Annotated in this window: 23 protein-coding genes and 2 tRNA genes; 17 read left to right on the top strand and 8 right to left on the bottom strand. The window is 66.4% G+C overall.

The features are described from left to right. Positions 1–6: 6 nt before the first annotated feature. A complete protein-coding gene (locus tag ACW4QM_RS06945) occupies positions 7–714 on the top strand; it encodes a methyltransferase domain-containing protein (protein ID WP_161127153.1) in 708 nt (235 codons plus the stop codon). A 70-nt stretch (positions 715–784) separates the two neighbouring features. On the opposite strand, the gene ahcY is transcribed toward ACW4QM_RS06945, so the two are convergent. Next, complete coding sequence (gene ahcY / locus ACW4QM_RS06940; RefSeq protein WP_237974051.1) at positions 785–2,041, bottom strand: adenosylhomocysteinase; 1,257 nt, start codon at positions 2,039–2,041, stop codon at positions 785–787. A gap of 344 nt (positions 2,042–2,385) precedes the next feature. On the opposite strand from ahcY, the gene ACW4QM_RS06935 reads away from it, so the two are divergent. Next, positions 2,386–3,714 (top strand): glycosyltransferase family 2 protein, encoded by a 1,329-nt coding sequence (locus tag ACW4QM_RS06935; protein ID WP_022739712.1) that lies wholly within the window; start codon positions 2,386–2,388, stop codon positions 3,712–3,714. A 315-nt stretch (positions 3,715–4,029) separates the two neighbouring features. Here ACW4QM_RS06935 and ACW4QM_RS06930 read toward each other — a convergent pair whose 3' ends face one another. Continuing rightward, complete coding sequence (locus ACW4QM_RS06930) at positions 4,030–4,839, bottom strand: ComF family protein (protein ID WP_237974052.1); 810 nt, start codon at positions 4,837–4,839, stop codon at positions 4,030–4,032. A 477-nt stretch (positions 4,840–5,316) separates the two neighbouring features. Here ACW4QM_RS06930 and ACW4QM_RS06925 point away from each other — a divergent pair, with 477 nt between their 5' ends. After that, positions 5,317–6,387 (top strand): substrate-binding periplasmic protein, encoded by a 1,071-nt coding sequence (locus tag ACW4QM_RS06925; protein ID WP_455798315.1) that lies wholly within the window; start codon positions 5,317–5,319, stop codon positions 6,385–6,387. 91 nt (positions 6,388–6,478) lie between these two features. On the opposite strand, the gene ACW4QM_RS06920 is transcribed toward ACW4QM_RS06925, so the two are convergent. Further along, positions 6,479–7,408 (bottom strand): SufB/SufD family protein, encoded by a 930-nt coding sequence (locus tag ACW4QM_RS06920; protein WP_223900744.1) that lies wholly within the window; start codon positions 7,406–7,408, stop codon positions 6,479–6,481. 165 nt (positions 7,409–7,573) lie between these two features. Continuing rightward, positions 7,574–8,350, bottom strand: coding sequence for an ATP-binding cassette domain-containing protein (locus ACW4QM_RS06915; RefSeq protein WP_455798314.1), 777 nt, complete (start codon positions 8,348–8,350; stop codon positions 7,574–7,576). 216 nt (positions 8,351–8,566) lie between these two features. Here ACW4QM_RS06915 and ACW4QM_RS06910 point away from each other — a divergent pair, with 216 nt between their 5' ends. The 6 genes from ACW4QM_RS06910 to rplT all read left to right on the top strand — a co-directional run bounded on the left by ACW4QM_RS06910 (position 8,567) and on the right by rplT (position 14,671). After that, positions 8,567–11,482, top strand: a complete 2,916-nt coding sequence (locus ACW4QM_RS06910) for an insulinase family protein (protein ID WP_302012416.1) — start codon at positions 8,567–8,569, stop codon at positions 11,480–11,482. A gap of 167 nt (positions 11,483–11,649) precedes the next feature. Then, the gene (locus tag ACW4QM_RS06905; RefSeq protein ID WP_227070202.1) at positions 11,650–12,009 is read left to right on the top strand and encodes an SURF2 Surfeit locus protein 2; all 360 of its coding nucleotides are present in this window, start codon (positions 11,650–11,652) and stop codon (positions 12,007–12,009) included. Between the two features lie 39 nt (positions 12,010–12,048). Next, positions 12,049–13,320 carry a histone-lysine N-methyltransferase gene (locus tag ACW4QM_RS06900; RefSeq protein ID WP_117284912.1) on the top strand — a complete coding sequence of 424 codons (1,272 nt, stop codon included), beginning with the start codon at positions 12,049–12,051 and terminating at the stop codon, positions 13,318–13,320. A gap of 194 nt (positions 13,321–13,514) precedes the next feature. Further along, positions 13,515–14,087: a translation initiation factor IF-3 gene (gene infC, locus ACW4QM_RS06895; protein WP_227070203.1), complete on the top strand. Its 573-nt coding sequence runs from the start codon at positions 13,515–13,517 to the stop codon at positions 14,085–14,087. Next, positions 14,087–14,284: a 50S ribosomal protein L35 gene (gene rpmI / locus ACW4QM_RS06890; protein WP_022739722.1), complete on the top strand. Its 198-nt coding sequence runs from the start codon at positions 14,087–14,089 to the stop codon at positions 14,282–14,284. The genes infC and rpmI overlap by 1 nt, the downstream gene beginning before the upstream one ends. 30 nt (positions 14,285–14,314) lie before the next feature. Further along, the gene (gene rplT / locus ACW4QM_RS06885; protein ID WP_114539739.1) at positions 14,315–14,671 is read left to right on the top strand and encodes a 50S ribosomal protein L20; all 357 of its coding nucleotides are present in this window, start codon (positions 14,315–14,317) and stop codon (positions 14,669–14,671) included. A 75-nt stretch (positions 14,672–14,746) separates the two neighbouring features. On the opposite strand, the gene ACW4QM_RS06880 is transcribed toward rplT, so the two are convergent. From ACW4QM_RS06880 to ACW4QM_RS06870, 3 genes are all read right to left on the bottom strand, one after another. Then, positions 14,747–15,154, bottom strand: a complete 408-nt coding sequence (locus tag ACW4QM_RS06880) for a NifB/NifX family molybdenum-iron cluster-binding protein (RefSeq protein WP_114539740.1) — start codon at positions 15,152–15,154, stop codon at positions 14,747–14,749. Positions 15,155–15,453: 299 nt separating this feature from the next. Further along, positions 15,454–16,971 (bottom strand): DEAD/DEAH box helicase, encoded by a 1,518-nt coding sequence (locus tag ACW4QM_RS06875; RefSeq protein ID WP_114549525.1) that lies wholly within the window; start codon positions 16,969–16,971, stop codon positions 15,454–15,456. Between the two features lie 48 nt (positions 16,972–17,019). Next, positions 17,020–18,459 (bottom strand): glycosyltransferase, encoded by a 1,440-nt coding sequence (locus ACW4QM_RS06870; RefSeq protein ID WP_455798313.1) that lies wholly within the window; start codon positions 18,457–18,459, stop codon positions 17,020–17,022. A 197-nt stretch (positions 18,460–18,656) separates the two neighbouring features. Between ACW4QM_RS06870 and ACW4QM_RS06865 the strand changes: the two genes are divergently transcribed. From ACW4QM_RS06865 to ACW4QM_RS06850, 4 genes are all read left to right on the top strand, one after another. After that, entirely contained in the window at positions 18,657–19,658 is a 1,002-nt protein-coding gene (locus ACW4QM_RS06865; protein ID WP_117284853.1) for a glycosyltransferase family 2 protein, read from the top strand. A 79-nt stretch (positions 19,659–19,737) separates the two neighbouring features. After that, positions 19,738–19,812: transfer RNA gene (locus tag ACW4QM_RS06860), tRNA-Glu, on the top strand. Positions 19,813–19,877: 65 nt separating this feature from the next. Then, entirely contained in the window at positions 19,878–20,282 is a 405-nt protein-coding gene (locus tag ACW4QM_RS06855) for a GtrA family protein (protein ID WP_114539743.1), read from the top strand. Between the two features lie 136 nt (positions 20,283–20,418). Next, the gene (locus ACW4QM_RS06850) at positions 20,419–21,366 is read left to right on the top strand and encodes a diacylglycerol/lipid kinase family protein (RefSeq protein ID WP_225885608.1); all 948 of its coding nucleotides are present in this window, start codon (positions 20,419–20,421) and stop codon (positions 21,364–21,366) included. Between the two features lie 44 nt (positions 21,367–21,410). On the opposite strand, the gene ACW4QM_RS06845 is transcribed toward ACW4QM_RS06850, so the two are convergent. Continuing rightward, positions 21,411–21,486, bottom strand: a tRNA-Arg gene (locus ACW4QM_RS06845). Between the two features lie 117 nt (positions 21,487–21,603). Here ACW4QM_RS06845 and rlmD point away from each other — a divergent pair. The 4 genes from rlmD (at position 21,604) to ndk (ending at position 25,662) form a co-directional block, all read left to right on the top strand. After that, entirely contained in the window at positions 21,604–23,049 is a 1,446-nt protein-coding gene (gene rlmD, locus ACW4QM_RS06840) for a 23S rRNA (uracil(1939)-C(5))-methyltransferase RlmD (protein WP_455798312.1), read from the top strand. 99 nt (positions 23,050–23,148) lie between these two features. Next, positions 23,149–23,682 carry a peptidylprolyl isomerase gene (locus tag ACW4QM_RS06835; protein WP_114539744.1) on the top strand — a complete coding sequence of 178 codons (534 nt, stop codon included), beginning with the start codon at positions 23,149–23,151 and terminating at the stop codon, positions 23,680–23,682. Positions 23,683–23,782: 100 nt separating this feature from the next. Continuing rightward, a complete protein-coding gene (locus ACW4QM_RS06830; RefSeq protein WP_455798311.1) occupies positions 23,783–25,168 on the top strand; it encodes a tetratricopeptide repeat protein in 1,386 nt (461 codons plus the stop codon). Positions 25,169–25,257: 89 nt separating this feature from the next. Then, positions 25,258–25,662, top strand: coding sequence for a nucleoside-diphosphate kinase (gene ndk, locus ACW4QM_RS06825; RefSeq protein ID WP_114539746.1), 405 nt, complete (start codon positions 25,258–25,260; stop codon positions 25,660–25,662). Positions 25,663–25,762 lie beyond the last annotated feature (100 nt).

Genomic DNA, 25,762 nt, shown 5'->3' with positions numbered 1-25,762 from the left:
GCTGGCATGGCGGATGACGCACTGCGACGACACTACGACGGGCTTCCCCGGGAAGGGGGCTTTCCGGCCCGCTGCCATATGGAGCTGCCGCGGCGTGCGCTTTCCGGAGTCTGCGTTGTGAACGTGGGCTGCCGGCGCGGCAAGGGCTGCTATAAGCTCAGCGAACTCGTGGGTCCGACGGGGCGCGTCGTGGGCATCGACTGGCGGTCGGCGCTCATCGACGAGGCCCGCGCCGGCGTGCCGGCGGCTTTGGAGCGCAGCCGGATGCCTCGCAGCAATATGGCGTTCGCCGTAGCCTATCCCGAGCAGCTGAGGCAGGCGGTGGCGCCGGAGTCGGCGGATTACGTGTACCTGAACAGCTCGTTTGCGCTCTTCTCCGATCCGCCTCGGGTTTTGCGGGAATGCTGGGCGGTGCTCGTATCCGGCGGCTCGCTTCTCATCGAGTGCGCGGTGGCCGAGAGCGAGGGGCCCTCGGCGACCCGCGCGCTTCTCGTGCAGGCGGCCCAGCGTCTCGGCAACGCGGTGCAGGCGGCTCCTTCGCGGGCGCAGCTGATGGGCTGGCTGGCCGAGGCCGGCTTCATGGTCCCCGCCCTGCGCGAGGAGCACGAGGTGGCCGCCGATCGGGGGAGCGTGTTCGACCATCGCGTTCCCACGGTGCCCGGCGACGATGCGACCTACCGCCTTGTGGCCCTGGAGGCGCGCAAGCCCCGCTAGCGGCCCGCGCCTACGAGAAGGGGCGCCCCGCACAGGAGCGCCCCCGACTTGCGCGATCTGTCTCTCGGTCCTAGAAGTTCCAGCTGTTCATGTAGGCGATCTGCTCCTCGGTGAGGGTGTCGATCTCGATGCCCAGCGTCTCCAGCTTCACGCGCGCCACGTCGTCGTCGATGGCGGCCGGCACGTCGTACACCTTGTTCTCCAGCTCGTCGGCGTGCTTGTACAGGTACTCGGCGGCCAGGGCCTGGTTGGCGAAGCTCATGTCCATCACGCTGGCGGGATGTCCCTCGGCGCAGGCCAGGTTCACGAGGCGACCCTCAGCGAGCACGGTGATGGTGCGGCCGTCGGGCAGGGTGTACTCCTCCACGAGCGGCTTGAGCTCTTCGATCTTCACGGCGTTGGCCTTGAGCCACTTCATGTTGATCTCGGAGTCGAAGTGCCCCGAGTTGCAGATGATGGCGCCGTCCTTCATGTTCTTGAAGGCCGGCTCGTCGATGACGTTGCAGTCGCCGGTGACGGTCACCCACACGTCGGCGAAGCGGGCGGCGTCCTCCGCCTTCATCACGCGGTAGCCCTCCATGTGGGCCTCGAGCGCCTTCAGGGGATCCACCTCGCACACGATGATGTCCATGCCCATGCCGCGGGCGCGCTGGGCCAGGCCGCTGCCGCAGTAGCCGTAGCCCGACACGACGATGGTGCGCCCGCACAGAAGGCGGTTGGTGGCGCGCACGATGCCGTCCAAGGTGGACTGGCCCGTGCCGTAGTGGTTGTCGAAGCAATGCTTGGTGTTGGCATCGTTGATGTTGAAGACGGGGTAGCCCAGCGCGCCCTCGGCCGCCATGGCCATGAGGCGCACCACGCCGGTAGTGGTCTCCTCGGTGCCGCCGATGACGCCGGCGAGCTTGTCGGTGAACTTGGTGTGCAGGGCGGTGTCCAGATCGGCGCCGTCGTCCATGATGATCTGGGGGTCGCTGGCCACCACCGCGGCGATGTGGCGCTCGTAGGTCTCGGCGTCCTCGCCGGCGATGGCGTACACCTTCACGCCGTAGTCGCGCACGAGGGAGGCGGCGGTGTCGTCCTGGGTGGAAAGCGGGTTGGAGGCGCACAGGCACACCTCGGCGCCCGAGGCCACAAGAGCGCGCATGAGGTTCGCCGTCTCGGTGGTCACGTGCATGCACGCGCCGATGCGCACGCCCTCCAGCGGGCGCTCCTCGGCGAAGCGCTCGCGGATGCGGGCGAGCACCGGCATGTCGCGGTCGGCCCACAAGATGCGGGCCTGCCCCTCGTCGGCCAGGTTGATGTCAAGAATGTCGCAGGCTTGGCTCACAGATTGCTTCCTTTCTTGAAGGCGGGCGCGGCGCGGGCGCGATTGCCGGGGCGCGGTTCCGCCGGGGTGCCATTGCATGGGGAACAGGGTAGCACAGCTCCCAGGCGGTGCGGGGCGGTGTCCCGGTTGTCGGAAAAACCTTACGCTTCCCTTACAGGTGTGGAGGGGGTGTGGGGCAAATGCGGTGAAAAGGAACACTTTGGCCTCGATTGCCCCCATTTCGGCCGTCATGGCCCAACTGGCGCTGCCAACTTGGCTCGAAAGGGCTATACTTTCAGCCGTTTGTGCAGCCGCGCCCACGCCACTGACCGTGCGGGCGCATGTCATGTCCTAGGAGCCTCAAGGTGTTCGATACCGTAGCATCGCAAGTGTCGGCGTTGTCCTTCGTCGACATCTTCAATTTCTGCGTGTTTCTTACCTTCACTATCTGCTATACCTACCAGCTCTTCTACGTGCTCGTGGTGCTGACGCGCCGGGCGCCGAAGAAGGTGGCGCGCGCCAACCACCGCTATGCGGTCATGGTGGCGGCGCGCAACGAGGAGACGGTCATCGCCGACCTCATCCACTCCATCAAGGTGCAGAACTATCCCGCCGAGCTCATCGACATCTTCGTCATCGCCGACAACTGCACCGACAACACGGCCGACGTGGCCCGCGAGGCCGGCGCCATCGTGTTCCCCCGCAGCAACGACAAGCTGGTGGGGAAGGGCTATGCGCTCGATTACGGCCTGAAGGCCATTTGGGAGCAGTACGCCGATCGCGACTATGAGGCGTTCTTCGTCTTCGACGCCGACAACGTGCTCGATGTGAACTACTTCCGCGAGATGAACGCCACCTTCGATAACGGTGCGAAGGCCTCCACCTCCTACCGCAACTCCAAGAACTTCGGCAGCAACTGGATCTCGGCCGGCTACGGCGTATGGTTCCTGCGCGAGGCGAAGTTCTTGAACCAGGCGCGCCTCACGCTGAACACCTCCTGTGCCGTGTCGGGCACGGGCTTCTTCATCGCCGCCGACATCCTGAAGGCCGCCGGCGGCTGGAAGTGGCACCTGCTCACCGAGGACATCGAGTTTTCCGCCGCCTCCATCATCGACGGCGTGCGCATCTCCTACTGCCCGACGGCGGTGCTCTACGACGAGCAGCCCATCACCTTCCGCGATTCGTGGAACCAGCGCTTCCGCTGGGCCAAGGGCTTCTACCAGGTGTTCGCCCATTATGCGGGCGGCCTGGTGAAAGGCACGTTGACCAACCCGCGCGGTTACCGCTTCGCCTGCTACGACATGCTCATGACCATCGCTCCGGGCATGCTGCTCTCCATCATCTCCATTCTGTTCAACACCATCATCATCGTGCTGGCGGCTACGGGCGTCATGTCCACGGGTGTGGCCATCGCGAGCTCGGTGACCTCGGTCGTGTTCTGCCTGTGCAACTACATCGTGTTCATGTTCGTCTTCGGCGTGCTCACCACCTTCGTGGAATGGGACTCCATCCGCACCACCACGGCGAAAAAGATCCGCTACATGTTTACCTTCCCCTTCTTCATGCTCACCTACATTCCTATCGCGCTCATCGCTCTGGTGAAAAAAGCGGCGTGGAAGCCCATCCGCCATTCCATCTCGGTGGACGTCGCCGAGTTCTCCGAGGCCGAGGGCGTCCGTCTCTCCTCGAAATAGCTCCTTTCATTTTCTAGCGATGCTTGCTAGAATATCAGGCAGGCTCGAGGGGAGCCACTGGCCAGTGAAATCTCCCCTGAACCGTTTGTTATTTGGGCCGTCTTGCATGACGTGCCCGCCTTGCCTTTCGGCTCGAATCCGCGTACTCGCGGATTCGAGCCATCAGGTTCAGCAAGCAAGCCGCAAAACGAACCCAATCGCAAAGGTCCATTTGCCTGCCTTTCTCCCGTTGCCTAAGGTAGCGAAACGGGCGGGTCGGCCAGCTCCCCGCCCCGAGGATGCGTCTCGCGCATCCTCGGGGCGAAAGGCTGTGCCCTAGGTTCGCGCGAACGTGAGGCACCGGACGATCTTGGCGCCGGCGGCGCGCAGGGCCTCGGTGGCGGCGAACAGGGTGGCGCCGGTGGTGCACACGTCGTCCACGACGATGACGGCGCCGGGCATGCTGGCGCCGGCCAGCGCGGTGAGCGAGTGCCTCATGTTCCCGATGCGCCCCGTCCGTCCCAGCTTCCGCTGGTCGCGGCTGCGGGCGGCCACGAGCAGAGGGGCGAAGTCCAGCCCGGCGATGAACGACAGCTCGCGGGCCAGATGCTCGGCGTGGTCGAAGCCGCGCCGGCGCCGGGCGGCGGCCGTGGCGGGCACGAAGGTGACGACCGGCGCTGCGCCCATCCAGCGGGGCGGCAGGTAGCGGGCCATGATCTGGGCCATGGGCCGTGCCAGGCCGCGCTCGTTCTGGTCCTTGTACACCGTTACGATGCGGCGGACGGCCTCGGTAAGCACGAGGGCGCTCGCCATCTCGTCGTAGGGCGGCTCCTTGTAGCCGAAGGGCTCCATCAGCACGGACGTGCACTCCGAGCACTGCACGACGCCGAAGGGCGCGCCGCAGCGCGGGCAGGCCGTCAGCGCGTCGATGTAGGGGAGCGCTGCGGCGCAGGAACCGCACAGCACCGCGCCGGGCTTATCGCACACCGCGCAGCGGGTGGGGTAGAGCGTCTCGGTCACCATGTCCGCGGCGAAATCGCGTACGGCGCGCCAGTTCGCGCGCAGGCGGCGGGAGGGAGCGGCGTGTTTCGCGGCCGCGCCCTCCCGACGGCTCTTCGCCGGTTTTCGCTCATCGAAGAGCGCCATCTGTCCTTTCATCGGCTTCATGGGGGCAGTCTACGCGCGCACGACCGTGGCAATGACGCGGGAATGTCCCGTTTCGCTCCCCGCGCCGACCGCGTTCGCGTCCCATCCCGCGCCCCGCGCCAGCCGCACGGCTTTCGCACTTCGGAGGTTCTGCGGGGCTTTGCCCCGTCTAAGCCCACTTCTGCTACACTTAGCGATGCTTCTTTCGGGTCTGTAGTTGCGGAAAGGCGCGACGTCTTTCCAAGTCCATGGCAGATGCGGTCGAAAGGATCCACGTAAGCGCGTGGGCATTGCCCGCCGTGAGCATGGCGTATCCTAGAGGTAAGTCGCACCGCCCGCTGACATTTTCGCGGCACGGACGCCGCGACGGGCGAGAGGGCTACTAGCGCAAGCGAACGCCCCGGTGCGCGAGTGTGGGGTCAAAGACTAGGTCAGTCGAAAGAGGCAACGTACCGATTGAATTAGACGGAGGATGATGTGAGAAAGCGTTCGTTCGTTGCGGTTGCCTTTGCGGCGCTGCTCGCGGTCGGCCTGTTCGGCCTGGCCGGATGCACTGGATCGGGCACCTACCAGCCGGAGCTGAAGTCCGCTGAGGTGGCGCCCCCGGTCATCGGCGAGGAGGGCACCCTGCGCGTGGGCGTCAACACCGAGAACCCGCCTCTGGCCGGCATGGGCAGCGGCAAGATCATCGGCATCGACGTGGACATCGCCGCGGCTCTCGCCGACGAGCTGGGGCTGAAGCTGTCGGTGGTGGACGTGGGCAGCGATCCGGCCGGGGCGCTCGCCAACGGCACGGTGGACGTGGTGCTCGGCATCGACGACTCCGCGAGCGACGGCGATTTCTGGCGCTCGGCCTCCTACCTGCCCACGGGCATCGCCCTGTTCGCGCTGAGCCCCGACGCGGGCATTCCCACGCAGGATTCCGGCGCCACCTTCGCCGCCCAGGTTTCCTCGAAGAGCGCCTGGGCCGTCTCCAACGGGTTCGGCGAGTCCAGCCTCACGCCCACCGACAGCCTGAAGGAGGCCTTCGAGGCACTTGAGGCCGGAAGCGTGCAGTACGTGGCCGCCGACGCCGTCATCGGCCTGTACGCGGCCCATGGCCAGGGGCTCGACGTGTCCATCGTCGCCATGCTCATGTCGCCGACTGGCTATTGCATGGGCGTCTCGAACGAGAACGTCGATTTGCAGACGGCCGCCGGCGACGTGCTCGCGCGCCTGGTGAGCGACGGCACCATCAACGTCATCGAGCGCAAGTGGCTCGGCACCACCGTGGCCCTGGGCGACCTCACGGTGGTCAGCGATCTAACGGCTTCCGCCGCCGACGCCGCCACGGGATCCGATAGCGAGGATGCGGGCGATTCGGGCGACGCAGGCTCCGGCGATTCCGGCGACTCGGGAGACACAGGCTCCGAAGACACCGGCTCCGGCGACTCGTCGGACAGCTCCGATGAGTCCGGCGATACCGGCGCCGGCGACGACTCCGGCAGCGAGGACTCCGGCGATGCAGGCGACTCCGGCAGTTCCGGCGAAGAGGACGCGACCGAGTAGCGATCCGCCTCATCCTCTCAACACAAAAGCGGTCCGACGGCAAGTTCCGTCGGACCGCTTGCTTTGCGGGCTTGTCGAGTTTAGCTGGAGCCTAGCTCAGGAAGTCGTCCAGGATCTCGGCTTCGGCCTCTTCCTCGGTGAGGCCCAGCGTCATGAGCTTCACGATCTGGTCGCCGGCGATCTTGCCGATGGCGGCCTCGTGCACGAGCATGGCGTCCTCGCTGGCGGCCTCGATGCCGGGGATAGCCTTCACCTTGGCGTTGCCCATGATGATGGCGTCGCACTGCACGTGCCCGCGGCAGGCGCACTCGCCGATGACGAGCGGGTTGAACACCTGCACGGAGTCGTCCTGGGCCACCGAGCGGGAGATCACCTGCACGGAAGAGCCCTCGCCCTTCAATTCCACCTTCATGTTGGAAATGGCGGTCTGGTTGCCGTGGGTGAGCAGCTTCTCGGTGAGCACCAGCTTGGCGTTCGCGCCCAGCTCGGCGTTCGTGTCGCGCACCGTGCTCGTCACGCCGCGCAGCTGCACCATCTCCATCTCGCAGGAGGAGCCCTCCTCCATGTACACGTTGGTGGTGGGGTTCAGGATGCGCTCGCCGGTGCCCTCGCCCTCGCCGTAGTGCTTCTCCACGTAGCGCACGCGGCTGTTCTTCCCCAGATAGAAGCTGTGGATGCCGTCGTGCTCGGAGGCGTCGTGGGAATCGTTGTGGATGCCGCAGCCGGCGATGATGGTGATGTCGCAGTTCTCGCCCACGTAGAAGGTGTTGTACACGACGTCCTTCAAGCCCGACTTCGTCACGATGACGGGGATGTACACCGTCTCGCCCTTGGTGCCGTCCGCGATGCGGATGTCGATGCCGGGGTTGTCGGTCTTGGTGGAAATGTCAATGTAGGCCGAGGAATGGCGCTCGACCAGCTCGCCGTCCTTGCGCACGTTGAAGGCGCCCTTCGGCATGCCGTGCATATTGGCGATCTCGGCGAGCAGGTTCTCGTCGATGGGGGAAAGATCAACGGTCATAGTTGTCTCCTTTTGCAACTAGAAAAGACGTGCGGCGGGCGGGATGGCGGGTGTTCCGACCGAGCGAGTTCCGCAGCGACGGGAAGTGTCCAGTGGACACTTCCCCAAAGCGAGGACTGTCTGAGCGAATCGGAATACCCGGCAGTCCGCCCGCATTGGTGACGTTTAGCAGGTGGTGGGGATCTCGGTCAGGTGCAGCTCGGTGGGGGTGGAAAGCGGGCAGCCGTGATCGTCCAGGCTGCGGGCCGCGAATCCGAGCCGCGGCATGAGCTCGGCCGGCGTGCCCGTCTCGGCCACCCGGCCGTCGCGCAGAAGCACGATCTCGTCGGCCAGCGAGATGATGCGCTCCTGGTGCGAGATGATGACGATGGAGCGCCCGTCGCGGGCCTCGTGGATGTCGCGGAACGTCTCGGTGAGGCGGTCGAAGCTCCACAGGTCGATGCCGGCCTCGGGCTCGTCGTAGATGGCCAGCTTCGGGTCGCGGGCCAGAATGGTGGCGATCTCGATGCGCTTCACCTCGCCGCCTGAAAGCGACTTGTCCACCTCGCGGGTGAGGTAGCTCGCCGAGCACAGGCCCACCTTCGAGAGATACTCGTTGCAGGCGAGCATGGGCAGCTTCTTGCCGGCGGCGATATCGAGCAGCTTCTTCACCTTCATGCCGCGGAAGCGGGCCGGCTGCTGGAAGCCGTAGCCGATGCCGAGGCGGGCGCGCTCGGTGATGGATTTGTCCGTGATGTCCTCGCCGTTGAAGAGGATCTGGCCGCTCGTGGGCTCCTCGATGCCCATGATGAGCTTGGCGAGCGTGGACTTGCCGCCGCCGTTGGGTCCGGTGATGACCGTGAAGCGGTCGTCGGGAATGGTCAGGGAGAGATCGCCGATGATGCGCTTGGTGCCCCCGTCGTCGGCCGGCACCTCGAACACCAGGTTCTTAAGTTCGAGCATGGGATACTCCGTATCTGTCTCGTCTCGTCTAGATAGTTCGGGGCTGATTATAGCGAAAATTCCCCCGTCGCGGAGAAATCATAACGACACCATATTGGTTGGAAACGGCGACGCGCGGACGGGTAGAATACTCACGAACACTCCGTTGCTCCGCGCCGGGCCGCCAGGGCCGGTCGCGGGGCCCTTCGCAGGAACCCTTCGAAAGGAAGACAGACCATGACCGATTTGGAACAGGTGGCCGCCTCCCACGGCTTTACCGCCGTGAAAAGCGAGCCGATAAGTGAGGTGGAGGGTACGGTGCACCTCATGCATCACGCCGCCTCCGGCGCCCGCCTCATGTTCATCGAGAACGACGACGCCAACAAGGCCTTCTCCATCACCTTCAAGACCCCGGCCGACGACGACACCGGCGTGTTCCACATTTTGGAGCACTCGGTGCTGTGCGGATCGGAGAAGTTCCCGGTGAAGGAGCCCTTCGTCAATTTGCTGAAGACCTCCATGCAGACGTTCTTAAACGCCATGACCTTCCCGGACAAGACCATGTACCCCGTGGCGTCCACCAACGAGCAGGATCTCGTCAACCTCATGGACGTCTACCTGGACGCGGTCTTCCACCCCGATATCTACCGGCGCCCCGTCATCTTCCAGCAGGAGGGCTGGCACCGCGAGCTGGAAGGGGAGGGAGAAGGCGAGCGCCTTGTGGTGAACGGCGTAGTGTACAACGAGATGAAAGGCGCGCTCTCCGAGCCCGATTCCGTGCTCTACGACGGGCTGTCGGCGGCGCTGTTCCCGGACACGACCTACCGTTTCGAGTCTGGCGGCACGCCGGCGGCAATCCCAACGCTCACCTACGAGGGCTTTCTCGAGAACCATCGGCGCCACTACCGTCCCGACAACGCCTACATCATCCTATACGGCAACCTGGATGCCGACCGCTTCCTCGGCTTTCTAGACGAGCGCTATTTGGCGCCGCTGGCCGCGAAAGAGCGCGGGCCGCTGGACATCAATCCGCTCGGGCTGCAGGCTCCCGTGGCTCCCGAGCCAGTTGTCGTGCCCATGGCCACCGCACCGGAGAACGCCTGCGCTGCCGTGGGATTCGTCATCGGGCGTGCCGCCGAGCGCGAGCGCATTGTGGCCGCCGACATCCTGATGGACGCCATCATGGGGGCCAACGAGTCGCCCCTGAAGCGGGCGCTGCTCGACGCGGGCATCGCCGACGACGCCATCGGGTATGTGGCCGACTCCGTGGCCCAGCCCTTCGCCGTGGTGTCCCTGCGCGGCGCCCGGCCCGGCGCCGCCGATGCGCTGCGCGCCATCGTGGAAGCCGAGGCCCGGCGCCTCGCCGAGGGCGGGCTCGACCGCGAGCTGGTGCGGGCGGCCCTCTCCCACGCCGAGTTCGTCATGCGCGAGCGCAACTTCGGCTACCCCGACGGCGTGGTGCTGGCCATGTCCGCCATGGCCGGATGGCTGTACTCCGACGACGACCCGGCGGCCTACCTGCGCTTCGAGGACGTCTTCGCCAGCCTGCGCGAGAAGGTGGAGGAGGGGTACTTCGAGGCGCTTTTGCGCGAGCTGTTCCTGGATAACGACCACCGCGCCTGCGCCGAGGTGGTGCCCACGGAAAGCGACGAGGCCGCCGAAGAGGCCGAGGCAGCCGGCGAGCGCGAGGCGGCCGCGGCGCTCACCGAGGACGAGGCCGCGTCTATCCGCGAGGCCGTGCGCGCGCTGCGCGAGGCCCAGGAGGCGCCGGACGCGCCGGAGGCCCTCGCGAAACTTCCGCAGCTTTCGCGGGCCGATATCGGCGAGGCGCCCGCCGAGGCGATGTGGGAGGTGGGGGAGTGCGGGCCCTGGCGCCTTATCCGCCATTATCTGCCCTGCCGCGGCATCGCCTACGCCTATCGCTACTTCGCCATGGACGGCCTCGCCTTCGACGAGCTGCCCTACGCCACGGTGCTGGCCTGCGTGCTCGGCAAGTTGGATACGTCCCGCCACACGGCAGCCGAACTGGACACCCTCGTTCAGGCCCATCTGGGCAACCTCGGGTTCGCCGTGGAAGTGCACGAGGACGCCGAGAACCGCGAGCGGCTGCGCCCGATGTTCGTCATGGGCTCCTCCGCCCTTGACGAGGAGGTGCCCTGGGCGGCACACCTGGCCGAGGAAGTGCTGCGCGAGACCGATTTCTCCGACACCGAGCGCATCCGCGACATCTTGGGCCAGCGGCGCATCGCCATGGAGCAGGCCTTCGCCTCGGCCGGCCACAGCGCCGCCATGGCGCGGGTCGCCTCCTACTACCTGCCGGCCGGGGTGGTGCGCGAGGCGCTCTCCGGCGTCGGTTTCTACCGCTTCTTGAAGGAGCTGCTCGCGAGCTTCGACGAGCGGGCCTGCGAGCTTTCCGCGAAGCTGGCCGAGCTGTCCCGCCGCCTGTTCACCGACGGCGGCTGCACGCTCTCCTTCGGGGGCGACGAGGCGGCGCTCGCTGCCTTCCGGGAGGCGTCTTCGCCTTTCGGCGGCATGGCGGGCGCCCCGGTGCTCACGGTGCCGGCGCCCGAGGATGGGCACGAGGCCTTCGTCGTGGCGAGCGACGTCACCTACACCGCCTGCGGCTGGGACCGCCGCCTGCTCGGCGAGCCCTACGGCGGCGCGTGGCTTTTGGCCTCGCGCATCCTGTCCTACGATTTTCTGTGGACGGAGGTGCGCGTGAAGGGCGGCGCCTACGGGGCCGGCTTCCAGACGACGCGCTCGGGCTCGAGCCGCTTCTACTCCTACCGCGACCCGCGCATCGACGAGACCGTCGAGCGCTTCCGCACCTCCGGCGACTGGCTCGCCGGCGTCTTTAACCCCACGGAATCGGAGATGGACGGCTACGTGGTCTCCACGGTGGCCTCCCTGGACGCGCCGGCCAAGGCCCGCGAGCTTTTGCGTCGCCAGGACGGCCTATACTTCTCCGGCGCCACCTTGGAAGACCGGGCCCGGGTGCGCGAGGAGGTGTGCGCAGCCGGCATCGATGACGTGCGCGCGCTGGCCTCCTCGGTGGACGCCATCGCCGGGGCCGGACCGGTGTGCTGCTTCGGCAACGGTGAGGTCATCCGTGCCAGCGGCGAGGGATTCAACGTCGTCGACCTTCTGGCCTAAAGGGTGCTGAGGGGCGGCCGCCGCGACGGCTCTGCGGGCGTCGGCCCGGCGGCTCTCGCGCGGCGCCCTCGCGTGGTGCCCGGATGCAGAACTGGTGCAGCGGATGCGCGCCGCGCGGCCCATCGGCTATAATAGGGCAACCCCAAACAGAAAGGATGCAAGCTCCCATGGCGAATTCCAAGGAGTTCTCGCATATCACGGTCACGGCCGACGATGACGACGATGTGGTCATCCAGGCCGGCGTCGTAGAAGAGCCGGCCGCCGAGGAGCCGGTCGAGGAAGCGCCCCTTGAGGAGCCGGTCGACGAGCCGGCCGCCGAAGAGGCCGACGACGCGGTAGCGGAGGCTGTGGAAGAGGCCGCCGTGGAAAAGGAGGGTGCGGGAGAGACCGCCGATGCCGCCTCCTACCATGAGACGACCCTCGATGACTTGGAAGCGACCAAGATGTCCACGACCCAGAAGGTCATCATCGTCGTGGCCGTGCTGGGCATTGTCGCCTTTGCGGCCTGGTACCTTTTGGCCCACTAGCCCCGTGGGCCTTCGAGAAGCGAGAGGAACAGCGAGCACATGGTGAGAAGAAGCAAGCGCAACCGCGACGCCGGCATTAGCGCCGACGACGGCAATGCCATGGGCCTCACCGAGGCCTTCCACCCCGTGTCGGCGGATGGCTTCACCACGGCCATGCCCCCCGTGGACGAGGGCGACGGCTCCATCATCGGGGAGGATGTCGTCGTCGACGAGGAGGGCGTCTTCGAAGAGGTGGACTTGGGCGATGGGGAAGTACTCGACGACGAGGGCTTGCCCGCCGGCGAGTCGTTTCCCGATGAAGCGGTCTTCGAGGACTTCTACGCCGGTCGTCCGCTGGACGCCGACGGCGCCGATGCCGCGGACGCCTCGCCCGTGCCCGACGCTGTGTCCCTCGGCGTGGTGACGGCCGACGTGGCGCCAACCAAGCCTGCGAGCAAGGCCGCCCATGGCGCGAAGAAGGGCGACGGCGCCTCGCGCGGGCGCCATGCCAAGCACGCGAGTGAGATGAACGAGAAGGCCCGAAAGAAGGCGGAGCTGCCCGAGTACATGCGCAAGTCGCGCCGTATGCGCCGCATTCTTATCGTGGTCATCATCCTGCTCGTGCTCATTCTGGCCGCCATGGTCTACTTCGGCGTTCAGCTGTACAAGGAGGCCTCTTCCAGCGCGGTGCAGCAGGCGCTCTCCTCGGAGCAGGAGGTCGCCGCCATCGCCTCCGAGGACGCGACGGACTCCGCCGATGCCGCCAAGGTGACGACGGTGCCCGACCTGGTGAGCTTGCTGGGCCACACCCAGCAGGAGGCCATCGACATCCTGCAGCACGGCGCCACGGCCGCCGAGCCCCGGGCGGTGAACGAGGAGGGCAACCCCATCAAGAGCGAGGTGCGCGTCGCGCTCACCGCTGAGCCGGCCGACAGCCGTACGGGTACGCCCACGGTGTATTTGGGACTCGACGCCGACGGCAAGATCATTCAGGCGGGCTATTCCACGTCCACCAGCTCGCTCGGCTACGGCTCCCTCAGCTTCGCCGATGCCGTGCGCACCGAGCACATCATCGAGAAGACCCTGGCCGAAGCCGGCGTGTCGGTGCCCGAGGGCGCCGTGGAGCTGCCCGAGGACGCGGAGTCCTACACCTCCTTCGACACCGACGGCACGACCCGCACCAAGGAGTACTGCTCCTTCAACGGCGAGGTGGACATCGACGGTGCGCCCCATGCCTGGTCGGCGGTGCTCTCCTACGACTACTCCATGGCCAACGCCTCGGACAACTTGGCCGACACCGTCCGCACCATCTTCATATATGTAAACTCCTAGAATTTCCCTTGCGCGGGAGCGACGGCAACGCTATACTGGGCAAGCTGTCAATCAAGCGAGGGCGAAAGCTCTCCACCTGGTTCGGCGCCTTTCAAGGCTGCTGATGGGTACCCGCAGATAGAAACTTTGCGTGTAAGCCCGCCGTGCGCCTTGTTGGCCCGGCGGGTTTTTATGTGTGAGAACACGAAAGGGAGGTGAGCGCGATAGCTGCTCAAGAGCCCCGGCTCAACGACGAGATCATCACGCGCGAGTGCCGTCTCATCGATTTCGACGGGAACCAGATGGGCGTGTATCCCACGCACCAGGCCCAACAGATCGCCGACGACATGAATCTCGATCTGGTGGAGATCGCTCCGAACGCCACGCCGCCCGTATGCCGCATCATGGACTATGGGAAGTTCAAGTACGACCAGGCCATCAAGGCCAAGCAGGCTCGTAAGAACCAGAACAAGATCGAGGTTAAGGAAATGAAGTTCCGGCCGAAGATCGACGTGGGCGACTACACCACCAAGAAGAAGCACGTGCTGCGCTTTTTGGAGGCCGGCAACAAGGTGAAGATCACCATCATGTTCCGCGGCCGCGAGATGGCCCACCCCGAGCAGGGCCTCTCCATTCTCGAACGATTGGCCGACGACCTGAAGGACGTTGCCGTCATCGAGAACCAGCCGAAGATGGAGGGGCGCAACATGCACATGCTCATCGCGCCTCTGCCCGCGACCGCGAAAAAGAAAAAGGATTCCAAGAACGACGAAGGAAAGGACAACTAATGCCCAAGATGAAGACCCATCGCGGTATGGCCAAGCGCGTCCGCAAGACCGGTACCGGCAAACTCATGCGCGCCAAGGCGTTCAAGAGCCATATCCTCACCAAGAAGAGCCCCAAGCGCAAGCGCAACTTCCGCCACGAGACCGAGGTCGCCAAGGCGGATACCAAGGTCGTCGAGCGCCAGCTCGGCCTTCGCTAGTCCCATTCGTCTTCAAGGAGTGATTAAGATATGCCTCGTGTAAAGCGTTCCGTCCATGCCCGCAAGAAGCGTCGTACCGTCCTCAATCGTGCGAAGGGCTACTACGGTGCGAAGTCTCGTTCCTACCGCGCCGCGAAGGAGCAGGTGCAGCATTCGCTTCAGTACATGTACCGCGACCGCCGCAACAAGAAGCGCGAGATCCGTCGCCTGTGGATCACCCGCATCAACGCCGCGGCCCGCATCAACGGCCTGTCCTACTCGGTGTTCATGAACGGCCTGAAGAAGGCCGGCGTCGTGCTCGACCGCAAGGTGCTCGCCGACATGGCCGTGAACGACCCGACGGCCTTCGCCGCCCTGGTGGAAGTTGCGAAAAAAGCTGTGGCTTAATTTGCTTCGTTCGAAAGAGCGCACAAAGAAAGGACCCTTCGGGGTCCTTTTTCGTTGAGGGAGTGCGAGCGAGGGCTAAGCGCTTTGGGCGACGAGCTTAAGCTCGATGCGGGCGAAGGCGTCGTCCAGCTCGCCGAGAGGCTCCTCTTTGATGCTCTTTTCCGATAGGCCCTCCTCACCCATGAGCGTGCGGTAAAGGTACAGATCCGCCGCCTCGCGGGGGGACGCGGCGTTGGAGATGACGGCCTCGATGCCCGCTTCGTCCAAGGCCGCGAGGCCCTCGGGGGTGAATTGACGGGCTATGAGGGCATCGACGCCCATTTGCTGCAGGATGGAGGCCCGCTCGCGCGGAGTGAGCCCCATGTTCGGCACGTTGCTGCAGCCTGTGACGACGCCGCTTTGCGTGGTGTAACAGGCAAAGCTCGAGCAGGTGGCCGCAGCCGCGGCTATATCGAGTCCGTCGCAAGCGACAGCGATCTTCATGCAATATTCCCTTCCCCAGAAATACTGAGGTTACAATACCCGAACAATCCTCCGCTGAATGTGGAGTACGGCAAACGGAGGGTATCTTCCCGGCGAGCAGCCCGAACGTTGGACGGCTTGCCCGCTCGCGGGCGCAACGGGCCGCTGTGGTTCGGCTGCCACCGCCATGTTCCGGCAATGGTCGGCTTGTGCACGACTCCGTAGGGGCCGACTTCGGTCGGCCCTCTCGGCGATGGCGATCCTTGCGACAGGGAGCGACCAAGGTCGCCCCCTACGGAAAACTTATGACGTAGATGCTCTTAGCCGCGGCGCTTGCCGCCGCTGCGCTTGGCGGCGACGGCAGCGCGATGGGCGCGACCGGGGCGGAAGTCGCTCGACGTACGCGGCGCGCCGCTTGCCGCCGCGGAACCCGTCTTCGCGCGGTTGCCGCCCTTGGGCGCTTTGGATTTCGGAGCCGCCTTAGATCCCGTCCCGCTCTTCCTCGAGCTGTGCGCGGCGCCGGCGCTCTTGCCGCCCTGCTTCTTGCGCGTGCCGCGCTGGCGCGACTCGGCGGCAGCCTGCTCGGCACGCTCCTTCTCCTTGGCGCGGCGCTTCTCCTTCTTGGCGAGCTCGCGGGCGGCCGCTGCCAGCTCGGGGTCGCGTCGGGCATTGGCCCGCGTGGCGCGCTCGGCTGCGGCCTCGGCGGCCTCTTCCAAGTTGAAGCCCGCGATCTCGATCTCGGGGATGTCGCGCTTGATGAGCTTCTCGATGGCCGCCAGCTCGTCTTTGTTCTCGGGGCTGACGAAGGTGATCGCGAAGCCCTCGGCTCCGGCGCGGCCCGTGCGGCCGATGCGGTGCACGTAGTCCTCGGCCTGGGTGGGCACGTCGTAGTTCACCACATAGGACACTTCGTCGACGTCGATGCCGCGGGCCAGCACGTCGGTGGCCACGAGGATGTCGGTCTCGCCGGAGGCGAAGTTGTCCAGGGCGCGCTTGCGCTGGTTCTGGGAGCGGTCGGAATGGATGGCCTCGGCGTGGTAGCCGGCTCGCTTCAGCTTGCGGCAGGCAGCATCGGCCCGATGGCGCGTGCGGGCGAAGACGATGACGCGCTTGTGCCCCCGCTCCTTCAAAAGTGCCGCCAGAAGGTCGGGCTTCAGGGTGTGGGGCACGTGCGCGATGTACTGTTCCACGGTGTCGGCCGTCTCGCCCTTCGCGGCGATCTGCACAATGGCCGGATCGTCCAGCATGGCGTCCACCTGGTCGAGCACGCCCTTGTCGATGGTGGCCGAGAACAGAAGTGTCTGGCGGCTTTTCGGCGTCGCCTCCACGATGCGGCGCACCGAGGGGAGAAATCCCATGTCGAGCATGCGATCGGCCTCGTCCAGCACGAGCACTTGAACCTGGGAGAGGTCGACGGCCTTCTGGTTCATGAGGTCGATGAGGCGCCCCGGCGTGGCGATGAGCACGTCCACGCCGCGCGCGAGGCGGTCGATCTGCGGCTCGATCTTCACGCCGCCCACCACATTGGCGACGCGCAGGCCGCGGGTGCGGGCGATGGTTTGGCAGACTTCCTGAATCTGCATGGCCAGCTCGCGGGTGGGGGTGATGACGAGCATGGCCGGCGCCTTCTTGCGCTCGGCGCGGGCGAGGACGTCCAGGCTCGGCAGCGAGAAGGCGGCCGTTTTTCCCGTGCCGGTCTTGGCGGCGGCGATAATGTCGCGCCCCTGGAGGACGAGCGGGATGGCCTGGGCTTGAACGGGGGTCGGCTCGGTGTAGCCGAGATGATCGACGGCGGCAAGAACGGCGTCGGAAAGGCCGAGTTCGGCAAAGGTGGTCATGAAGCTCTCTTTCGTGGTTCGGATCGTGGCGGTAGCGGTTGGGGCGTCCTAGCGGACGTGGGCCGGCTTCTTGCCCCAGTAGAAGTGCAGGAAGTGCTTGGCCCGCAGCTTCGCGTCTCGCGGCGGTTCGCGCCGGATGAGGGCGAAGGTGGCCCGGGCGATGTCCTCGGCGGCGTTGGGGCGCCGCAGGATGGAGGCGTTCATCAGCATGGCATGGGCGCTCGCAGAGTGGTCGCTGATGTGGCGCAGGGTGTCCAAGAGCTCGCGAGGCGTGGTGGCGGCCATAGCGGCTCCGGCGGCGGTGAGCATGCGCACGTTGGCCTTCTCCTGGCCGTAGGCGCGGCCCAAGAGGATCATGGGCGCATGGGCGCACAAACACTCGGTCACCGTGAGGCCTCCCGGCTTGCAGATGACCACGTCGGCGGCCTCCATGAGCTCGGCCATGGCGTTCACGTAGCCGAGTACCGTGACGTTGGCCAGGCCGTATTCGGCCACCTGGCGCCGCAGCTCGCGCTCGTAGTCCTCGTCGGCCCCGGCGACGATCACCAGCTGCATCGAGGGCATCGCGTGCATGAAGGGGAGCATCTCCCCGATGGCGGCACGGAAGTGCACATAGGGTTGGGGGAGCTTCGCCCCGGCGAGCGCCAGCACCACCTGTTTGTCCTGCGGCAGTCCGAAGGCCTCGCGGGCCTTAGCGCGGTCGTAGGTTCGCGAGAAGGCGGGGCTGGCGGGGATGCCGGTGATGAGGATGCGGTCCTCGGGCACGCGCCGCGGGCGCAGCGTCTCGGCCATGGACTCGTTGGCGACGCAGAACAGGTCGGTGTGCAGATGGGGCCACAGCCCCTCGGCCTCGTAGTCGGTGGGCACGCAGACGATGGGGAAGCTCTGGCCCGTGATCATGCGAGCGCTCACGGCCACGTTGGCGGCGGTGATGTGGGTGGCGACGATGGCCGCCGGCCGCAGGCGGCGCACGTACTCGGTGAACTTCGGGTACATGAGGCGCGCCCAAATGGTGCCGCCGCCCCACAGAAGACGCCCAGTGAGGGTGTAGCGCCAGGTGAGGTCGTAGAAGGGACGCGTCCAGCCGGTGAACATGGAGGCGGTCTTGTCGCCGTCGAACACGATGCGCCCGAAATCGAGGATGTCGAGGACGCGCACTTCCGAGCGCGCTTCCAGCGAGTTGTCGTCCCCGGCCGCGCGGGCGGCCTCGCCGGCTTCCTCCAGCGCCTCGGCGATGGCGTTGGCTGCCGAGCGGTGGCCCGAGCCCACCGAGGCGTGCACTACGAGGATGAGCGGCCGGGCGACGGCCTCCTCGGCCGTGCGGGCCGGTTCGGCCAGGGCGCGCGCAATGGCCTCGGCGGCCGTGGCGCCTTGGGCGCCCGTGGCGAGGGGGGAGGGCGAGGGCTCGGCAGGGACGGCGAGCGTCTGGGCGGGGGCGGGAGCGATCTGAGCCGAGGGCTCCGTCGATTTCGATGCAGGTGTGTTCATGGAAGCTATCATAGCCTATTTTCCCCGCATCGGCCCCGCGTCGGCGGCAAGCCCGCCAAGATGCCAGAAAATCCGCTTATGGGTCGCAGGGGCTTTTCGCCGATTCGGTCAAAGTTTTTCTCGGGGGATTTTCCGCGCCCCCGCGTTCATTTAAGATAATGGACGCGGTCAACAATGGACAGGAGGTTTGTCTTCCCATGACCGATATAGCGACAGTTTCCAACGCCGAGGCCACGGCTGCCGCGGTGGATGCGGCCCGGCGCGGCGAGGGGGTGGCCGTGCTCGTCCCGTGCTACAACGAGGCGCCCACCATCGCCAAGGTGGTCTCCGACTTCCGCGCGGCGCTGCCCGAGGCGACGATCTACGTCTACGACAACAACTCCACCGACGGCACCGCGGACATCGCGGCGGCGGCCGGGGCGGTGGTGCGCCGGGAGTCCCGCCAGGGCAAGGGCAACGTGGTGCGCTCCATGTTCCGCGACATCGACGCTGAGTACTACCTCATGGTCGACGGCGACGACACCTACCCGGCCGAGGCGGCCGGCGACCTCATCGCGCCTCTGGCGGCCGACGAGGCGGACATGACCGTGGGCGACCGCATCTCCAACGGCGCCTACGGCAAGGAGAACGAGCGGCCCTTCCACAACTTCGGCAACAACCTGGTGCGTCGGCTCATCAAGGTGATCTACGGCTACGCCTTCGAGGACGTCATGACGGGATACCGCGCCTTCACCCGCGCCTTCGTGAAGACCATGCCCGTCATGAGCGGGGGCTTCCAGATCGAGACCGAGATCTCCATCTGGGCCGTGGACCGCCGCTGGCGGGTGGCCGACGTGCCCATCGACTACCGCGACCGGCCCGAGGGCTCGGAGAGCAAGCTGTCCACCTTCTCCGACGGCATGCTCGTGCTCGCGGCCATCGCGAGCCTGTTCCGCGACTACCGCCCCATGGCCTTCTTCGGATGGCTCGGCCTGGCGCTCGCCGTGGTGGGGCTGTGCTTCGGGCTGCCGGTGGTGGCGGAGTACCTCGGCACCGGCTACGTGGCGAAGCTCCCCTCCGCGGTGCTCGCCGTGGCGCTCATGATCGTGGCGGCGCTCTCCTGGACGGCCGGGCTCATCCTGGACACCGTGGCGAAGTCCCACCGGCGCCAGTGGGAGATGAGCGTGTACCGGGTGATGGAGGCGGATGCCGAGCGCTAGGGCCGTCGCCGAGAAAAAGCGAACGACGTCCTTGCAAAGTGCGGTGCACTCTGCCATACTATGCAAGCTGTTTTAAGCGGTCCCCATAGTCTAACGGTTAGGACGCGGCCCTTTCAAGGCTGAAATACGGGTTCGATTCCCGTTGGGGGCACCACTTGAGAATCGCTGAACCCCGCTTGCGAGCGGGGTTTCTTTATGAAAGGCCTTAGGGAGAATACGATGGGAAAGCTCGTCCAGCAGTTCATGAAGTTCGGCGTGGTGGGCGTTATCGCCTTCGTCATCGACTATGGCCTCATGGTGGCGCTCACAGAGCTGGCCGGCGTGAACTACCTCATCAGCGCCACCATCTCCTTCACGGTGTCGGTCGTCTTCAACTACCTGGCCTCCATGCGCTACGTGTTCACGCACAAGCAAGGGCTTTCGCGCCGGCGCGAGTTCGTCATCTTCGTGGTGCTCTCCGTCATCGGCCTGGGGGTGAACGATCTGCTCATGTGGCTCGGCTCGTCGGTTCTGGGCGTGAGCTACCTCATCGTGAAGATCGTCGCCACGGCCATCGTCATGGTGTACAACTTCGTGACGCGCAAGATCTTCCTCGACGGCGACACCGGCGCCGTCCTCGAGTAGCGAGCGGGCGACCCCTCCGTTTCGAAAACGAGTTGCGAACAGCGCGACTTGGTAGGTGAGGGACACGGTACTCGGTGCTAGAATGAGGGAAATCGCAGGTCGGCGTTGCGTCGGCTGCTTGGTTAGGAGGCAAGTCGTGGTTCCTTCCATAGAAGAGGGGCGCATCGTCCTCATCGCAAATCCCGTGTCGAAGAGCGGGCGAGGGGCCGTGGCCGCCTCCGAGGCGGCGCGGCTTCTGCGCGAGCGCGTGGGCGACGGGCGTTTCGAAATGCTTACCACGGCCTGGGCCGGCCACGGGGAGTCGCTGGCTCGCGAGCTGGGCCCCGACGTGGGTTGCGTCATCGCGCTCGGCGGCGACGGCCTGGTGAACGAGGTGGTGAACGGCCTTATGGCCCGCGCCCCCCAGGATCGCCCGGTCCTGGCCGTCATCCCCGTGGGCTCCGGCAACGATTACGCCGAGACGTTGGGCATGGCCTACTCCGTCCCCACGGCGGTCACCGAAATTCTGCGCTTTCAAACGGTGCGGGCCGACGTGGGGCGCGTCAACGGCCGCTACTTCGCCGAGACGCTCTCCTTCGGTTTGGACGCCGCTATCGCGCTTGACACCATGGACCGTCGCCAGAAGTCCGGCCGCGCCGGCACCATGCTCTATTTGGAAAGTGCCGTCGATCAGCTGTTCCACCACTTGCAGGTGTTTTCCTTCAAGATGGATGTCCTGGGGGCGGAGCCGGGATGCGCCCCTCATCCGGAATGGGACGATGCCTATCTGGTAGCCGTGCAGGTGGGGCCCACCTACGGTGGCCACTTCCGCATCACACCCAAGGCGCGCCTCGACGACGGGCTGCTCGACATCTGCTGGGCCACGCCGGAGCTTTCGCCCATGCGGGCGCTGGCGCTCCTTCTGCGCGCCCGGGGCGGCAAGCACGCGGGAAGCGACCACATCCATTTCCGGCGGGCGTCCTCCCTCGTGCTCGACTTCGAGGAGGAGCCGCCGGCCCAGATTGACGGGGAGCCCCTCTTCGGCACGCACTTCCTCATCGACTGCGTCCCCGACGCCCTCACCGTCGTTGTGGGCCAGCGGTAGGGCAATGAAAAAGCCCCGCGGGGGCGGGGCTTGCGCGTTGAAGGTGGTGCCCTCGACAGGATTCGAACCTGCGGCACCTTGCTCCGGAGGCAAGTGCTCTATCCCCTGAGCTACGAGGGCACGAATTCAGGGTCCCGCCAGGCGGGTGCTGCGCTATTATAGGGCAATTGCGCCGCCGCGGACGGCAAATCCGCAAAATACCCCTCAGATGGAACGAGAACGGAACAGGAGCCCCCAGTGATCGATACGTCCACCAGGAACGATAACGCCGCGTCCGACCGCTCCGTCGACACGGCGAAGGCTCAGGACGCGGCGGCCCCTGAGGTCGCGACGGCTCCCGCTTCGGCCCCGTGCGCCTCGGGCGCGCCCGGCGAGGTGGTGCCCATCGAGCGCATGAGCTTCGGGTCGGCGGCCGTGGGGCACCTGTCTGACGGCAAGACTGTGTTCGTGGAAGGGGCCGTGCCGGGCGATGTCGTCCGCGTGGAGCTGACCGAGGAGAAGCCCCGCTTCGCCCGCGGGCGTGCGGCCGAGATCCTTGAGGCCTCGCCCGACCGCGTGGCGCCCCCGTGCGCGGCGGGCTGCGGGGGATGTCCCTGGGCGCCCCTCGCCTACGAGGCTCAGCTTGTCGCCAAACGGGCGAACGTGGTGGACGCTCTAGTGCGCACGGCCCATATGGACGCGGCCCGCGCCGAGGCCCTTGTCGGTTCCTGCGTGCCCTCGAAACGCCAGTGGGGCTACCGCAACAAGCTGGAGCTGTCCTGCGGCGCCGACGGTGCCGGCCGCCTCATCTTGGGCATGCGTCCCGAAGGGAGCGCCGACGTCGTCTCGCTGGACGCGTGCCCCTTGGCCCACCGGAACATCGAAGGTGCCCCCAAGGCGCTTAGGGGCGCGCTGCGCTACCTCTCCGGCGGCAGCGACCTGGGCCTGTTCCGCGTGGGGGTGCGCGGCAGCCTGCGCACCCGTGATGTGGAGATCGCCCTGTGGACGACCCCGGGCCCCTTCCCGCGGGCCGCGGCGGCCAAAACCCTCGCCAGCGCGCTGAAGAACACCTCCGTCGTCCGCGTCGTGGCCGATCCCGGGCGCGCGCGCAAGGTGAAGAAGGTGGAGGCCATCTCCGGCAAGGGCTGCTGGGAGGAGGAGGTGGCCGGCAGCCGCCTGCTTCTGAGCGCCCCCTCCTTCGCCCAGGTGAACACGGCCCAGGCCGAGAAGCTCGTCGAGCTGGTGCTCGCGGGTTTGGAGGTGGAGGCCGGCGACTACGTGGCCGACCTCTACGCCGGCGCCGGCACCTTCACGCTGCCGCTCGCCCGGGCCGGGGCCGAGGTGGTGGCCGTGGAGTCGGCCGGTAGCTCCGTGCGCGACTTGCGCCGCAACGCCGAGCGAGCCAGCGTCGACATCGACATCGTCGGTGGGGACGCCGCCCGGGAGCTTCCCGAGCTGGGGGAGTTGGACGCGCTCGTGGTGGATCCGCCGCGCGCCGGACTCGCCGACGGGGTCGTGGCCTCCATCGCCGCCGCCTCGCCGCGGCGCGTGGCCTACGTCAGCTGCGACGCGTCCACCTGGGCCCGCGACGCGGCCCGTTTCGAGCGGGAGGGCTACCGTCTTATCCGCGTCACCCCCGTCGACCTCTTTCCGCAGACCTACCATGTGGAAGTGGTTAGCATTTTCGAGCGGTCCGGCTCCTAACCTGCTAGAATCATTCCCCGTATGCAATGAGACGCATTCGCGCCCGCAGCGCCCCCAAGCGCCGGCCGTCCGCGTCGCCGAGAACAAAGGAGGAGCCCCATGGCTCTCTACACCCCGGAATATCAGCCCACCGGCGAGGAGATCGCCGTCATCAACACCTCCAAGGGCCCCATCCGCGTGCAGTTGGCGGGCAACGACGCCCCCATCCACGTCGGCAACTTCGTGGAGCTGGCCCAGAAGGGCTTCTACGACGGCCTGAAGTTCCACCGCTACGTGCCCGGCTTCGTCATCCAGGGCGGCTGCCCCAACACCCGCGAGGCGACCCCCGAGCAGGTGGCCGCCGGCCGCGCTCCGGGCATGGCCCCCTTCGGCACCGGCAACCCGGGCTACTCCATCAAGGAGGAGTTCACCACCAACCCGAACAACTCCCATGAGGACGGCGCGCTCGCCATGGCCCGCTCCATGGATCCCAACTCCGCCGGCTCGCAGTTCTACCTGTGCCTGGGCCCTCAGCACAACCTGGACTCCGGCTATACCGTGTTCGGCCAGACCATCGAGGGTAAGGACGTCATCGGACAGCTGCGCGCCGGCGATGTCATCGAGTCCGTCGTCATCGAGAACGCCGCCGAGTAAGTACCGCCCCGCGAGAGGGGTCGGCGCCCGCCGTCCGAGCCGTCTCACCCCACTGCCGCGCCGTCTTAGCGGCGCCCCGAATGTCGAGTGAAGGAAGTCTATGAACAACGAGTTATTCGATCGAGCAAATGAGCGCTACCGCCTGCGTGACTACCGCGGCGCGCTGATGGCTTTCACGGAATGCTTGCAGGACACGAACTTCCCGCTCACTCCCGGGGAAATGGGCCTTCTCTACCACCAGATCGGCAACTGTCTGGTGAAGCTGAAGAACCCGCGCGAGGCCATTCAGGCCTACAGCCAGGCCACGGCCGATACGGCCTATCGGGCGCTGGCGACGGTGGAGTGCAACCTCGGCATGGCCTACGCGTCGCTGCGCGACTACACGAACGCCATCAACTGCTTCGAGAAGTCGGTGGCCGACACGACCAACCCCACTCCCTACAAGTCCTACATGGGCATGGGCAACGCGCTCATGAAGCTCGGCAAGTCCGCCGAGGCCGGCGTGGCCTTCCGCGAGGCCGCTCTGGACGAGTCGAACCCCGACCCCACCAAGGCGCTTTTGAACCTGGGCGTGTGCTTCATGGCCCTGAACCGCCCGGCCGACGCCGTGGCTTCCTACGAGAGCGCGCTGCAGTTCGACATGCAGCCGGCCACGCGCAACAAGTTGCAGGCGAGCCTGGGGCAGGCCTACGTGGCCTGCGGCCAGATGGAGAAGGCGGTGCATGCCTTCGAGGAGGCCATCGCCGACAAGACGTACTACCTGTCCGATTCGGCCAGCGTCGACTACCAGCGCGCCGTGGGTGCCGTGGCCCAGGGAACGTCCGAGCAGAACCAGGCCACCCAGGTGCTGCAGCTGGCCGATACGTCGGGGCTCGACGTGGCCGCCGACGGCACGAGCGTCTACGACGAGGGCGCCTACGAGGGCGGCGACGTCTCCGAGGCCTTCTACTACGACGAGGGCACCTACGAGGCCGACCCGGCGAGCTTCCCCGGCTACGTGGGCGCCTACGAGAACGTCGACAACGACCGGTTCTTCACGGCCACCGACGCCGAGCTCGAGCAGTGGTCGCGCGGTCTGGCCAAGCAGGACCGCAAGCGCCGCAACGTCGGCTTGAAGATCCTGCTGTTCTTCGTCATCGTCATCGTGCTGGCCGCTGCGGCCGGCGTGTTCGCCTATACTCAGGGCTACGGCTACCCCACGGTGCAGACCGTGACCCGGGAGCTGTTCAGCGACCCGTCCGCTGCCGCTGACAAGGTGTTCTCCGCCGATGTGGACAAAGACGCCATCCCGGCCATGCTCGATCCGGTGGTGTCCGATTCCAACGTGACTATCGACGGCGTGAGCCGCTCCATGACCGAGTCCACGGTGTACGCCACGGCCAAGACCGAGGAGGGCGGCGAGGTGCAGTACCGCGTCTCCATGGTGCGCGACGGCATCACGTGGAAGGTCAGCAACGTGGAGCTGTACTTCCCAAGCCAGGCCTAAAGCGCATCGGGCCGTTTTCCGATTTCAGCAATCCCGGCCCGCGCCTTGCGGGCCGTCTGCAAGCAAGACCCTCAAACGAAAGGATTTCCATGGCTATCCAGCAGACCTACTCCATGATCAAGCCCGACGGCGTGCGCAACGGGCACATCGGCGAGATCATCAACCGCTTCGAGCGCGCCGGCCTCACCATCGAGCGCATGGAGCTGGGCATGGTCACCCCCGAGCAGGCGAAGGCCAACTACGCCGAGCACGAGGGCAAGCCCTTCTACGACGGGCTGATCGCGTACATCACCTCCGGCCCCGTGGTGAAGATGGTCGTCTCCGGCGAGGGCGCCGTGGCCAAGTGCCGCTCGCTCATGGGCGCCACCAACCCGGCCGAGGCGGCCCCGGGCACCATCCGCGGCGATTTCGGCCTCATCATGGACGAGAACGTGATCCACGGTTCCGACAGCCCGGAGTCCGCCGAGCGCGAGATCAAAATCTTTTTTAATTAATTTTGACAGTCAACCAGTATAGGGATTATCTCGCTTCCTCGAGCTGCGGAAACTCGCGTCGGCCATGAACAAATGGCGGAGCACCCTTTCCACTTTGGGC

This window comes from Adlercreutzia sp. CNCM I-6207 (genome assembly GCF_977072305.1).
Note: the sequence above shows the minus strand (reverse complement) of the source record. Positions and strands in the feature narration are given on the sequence as shown.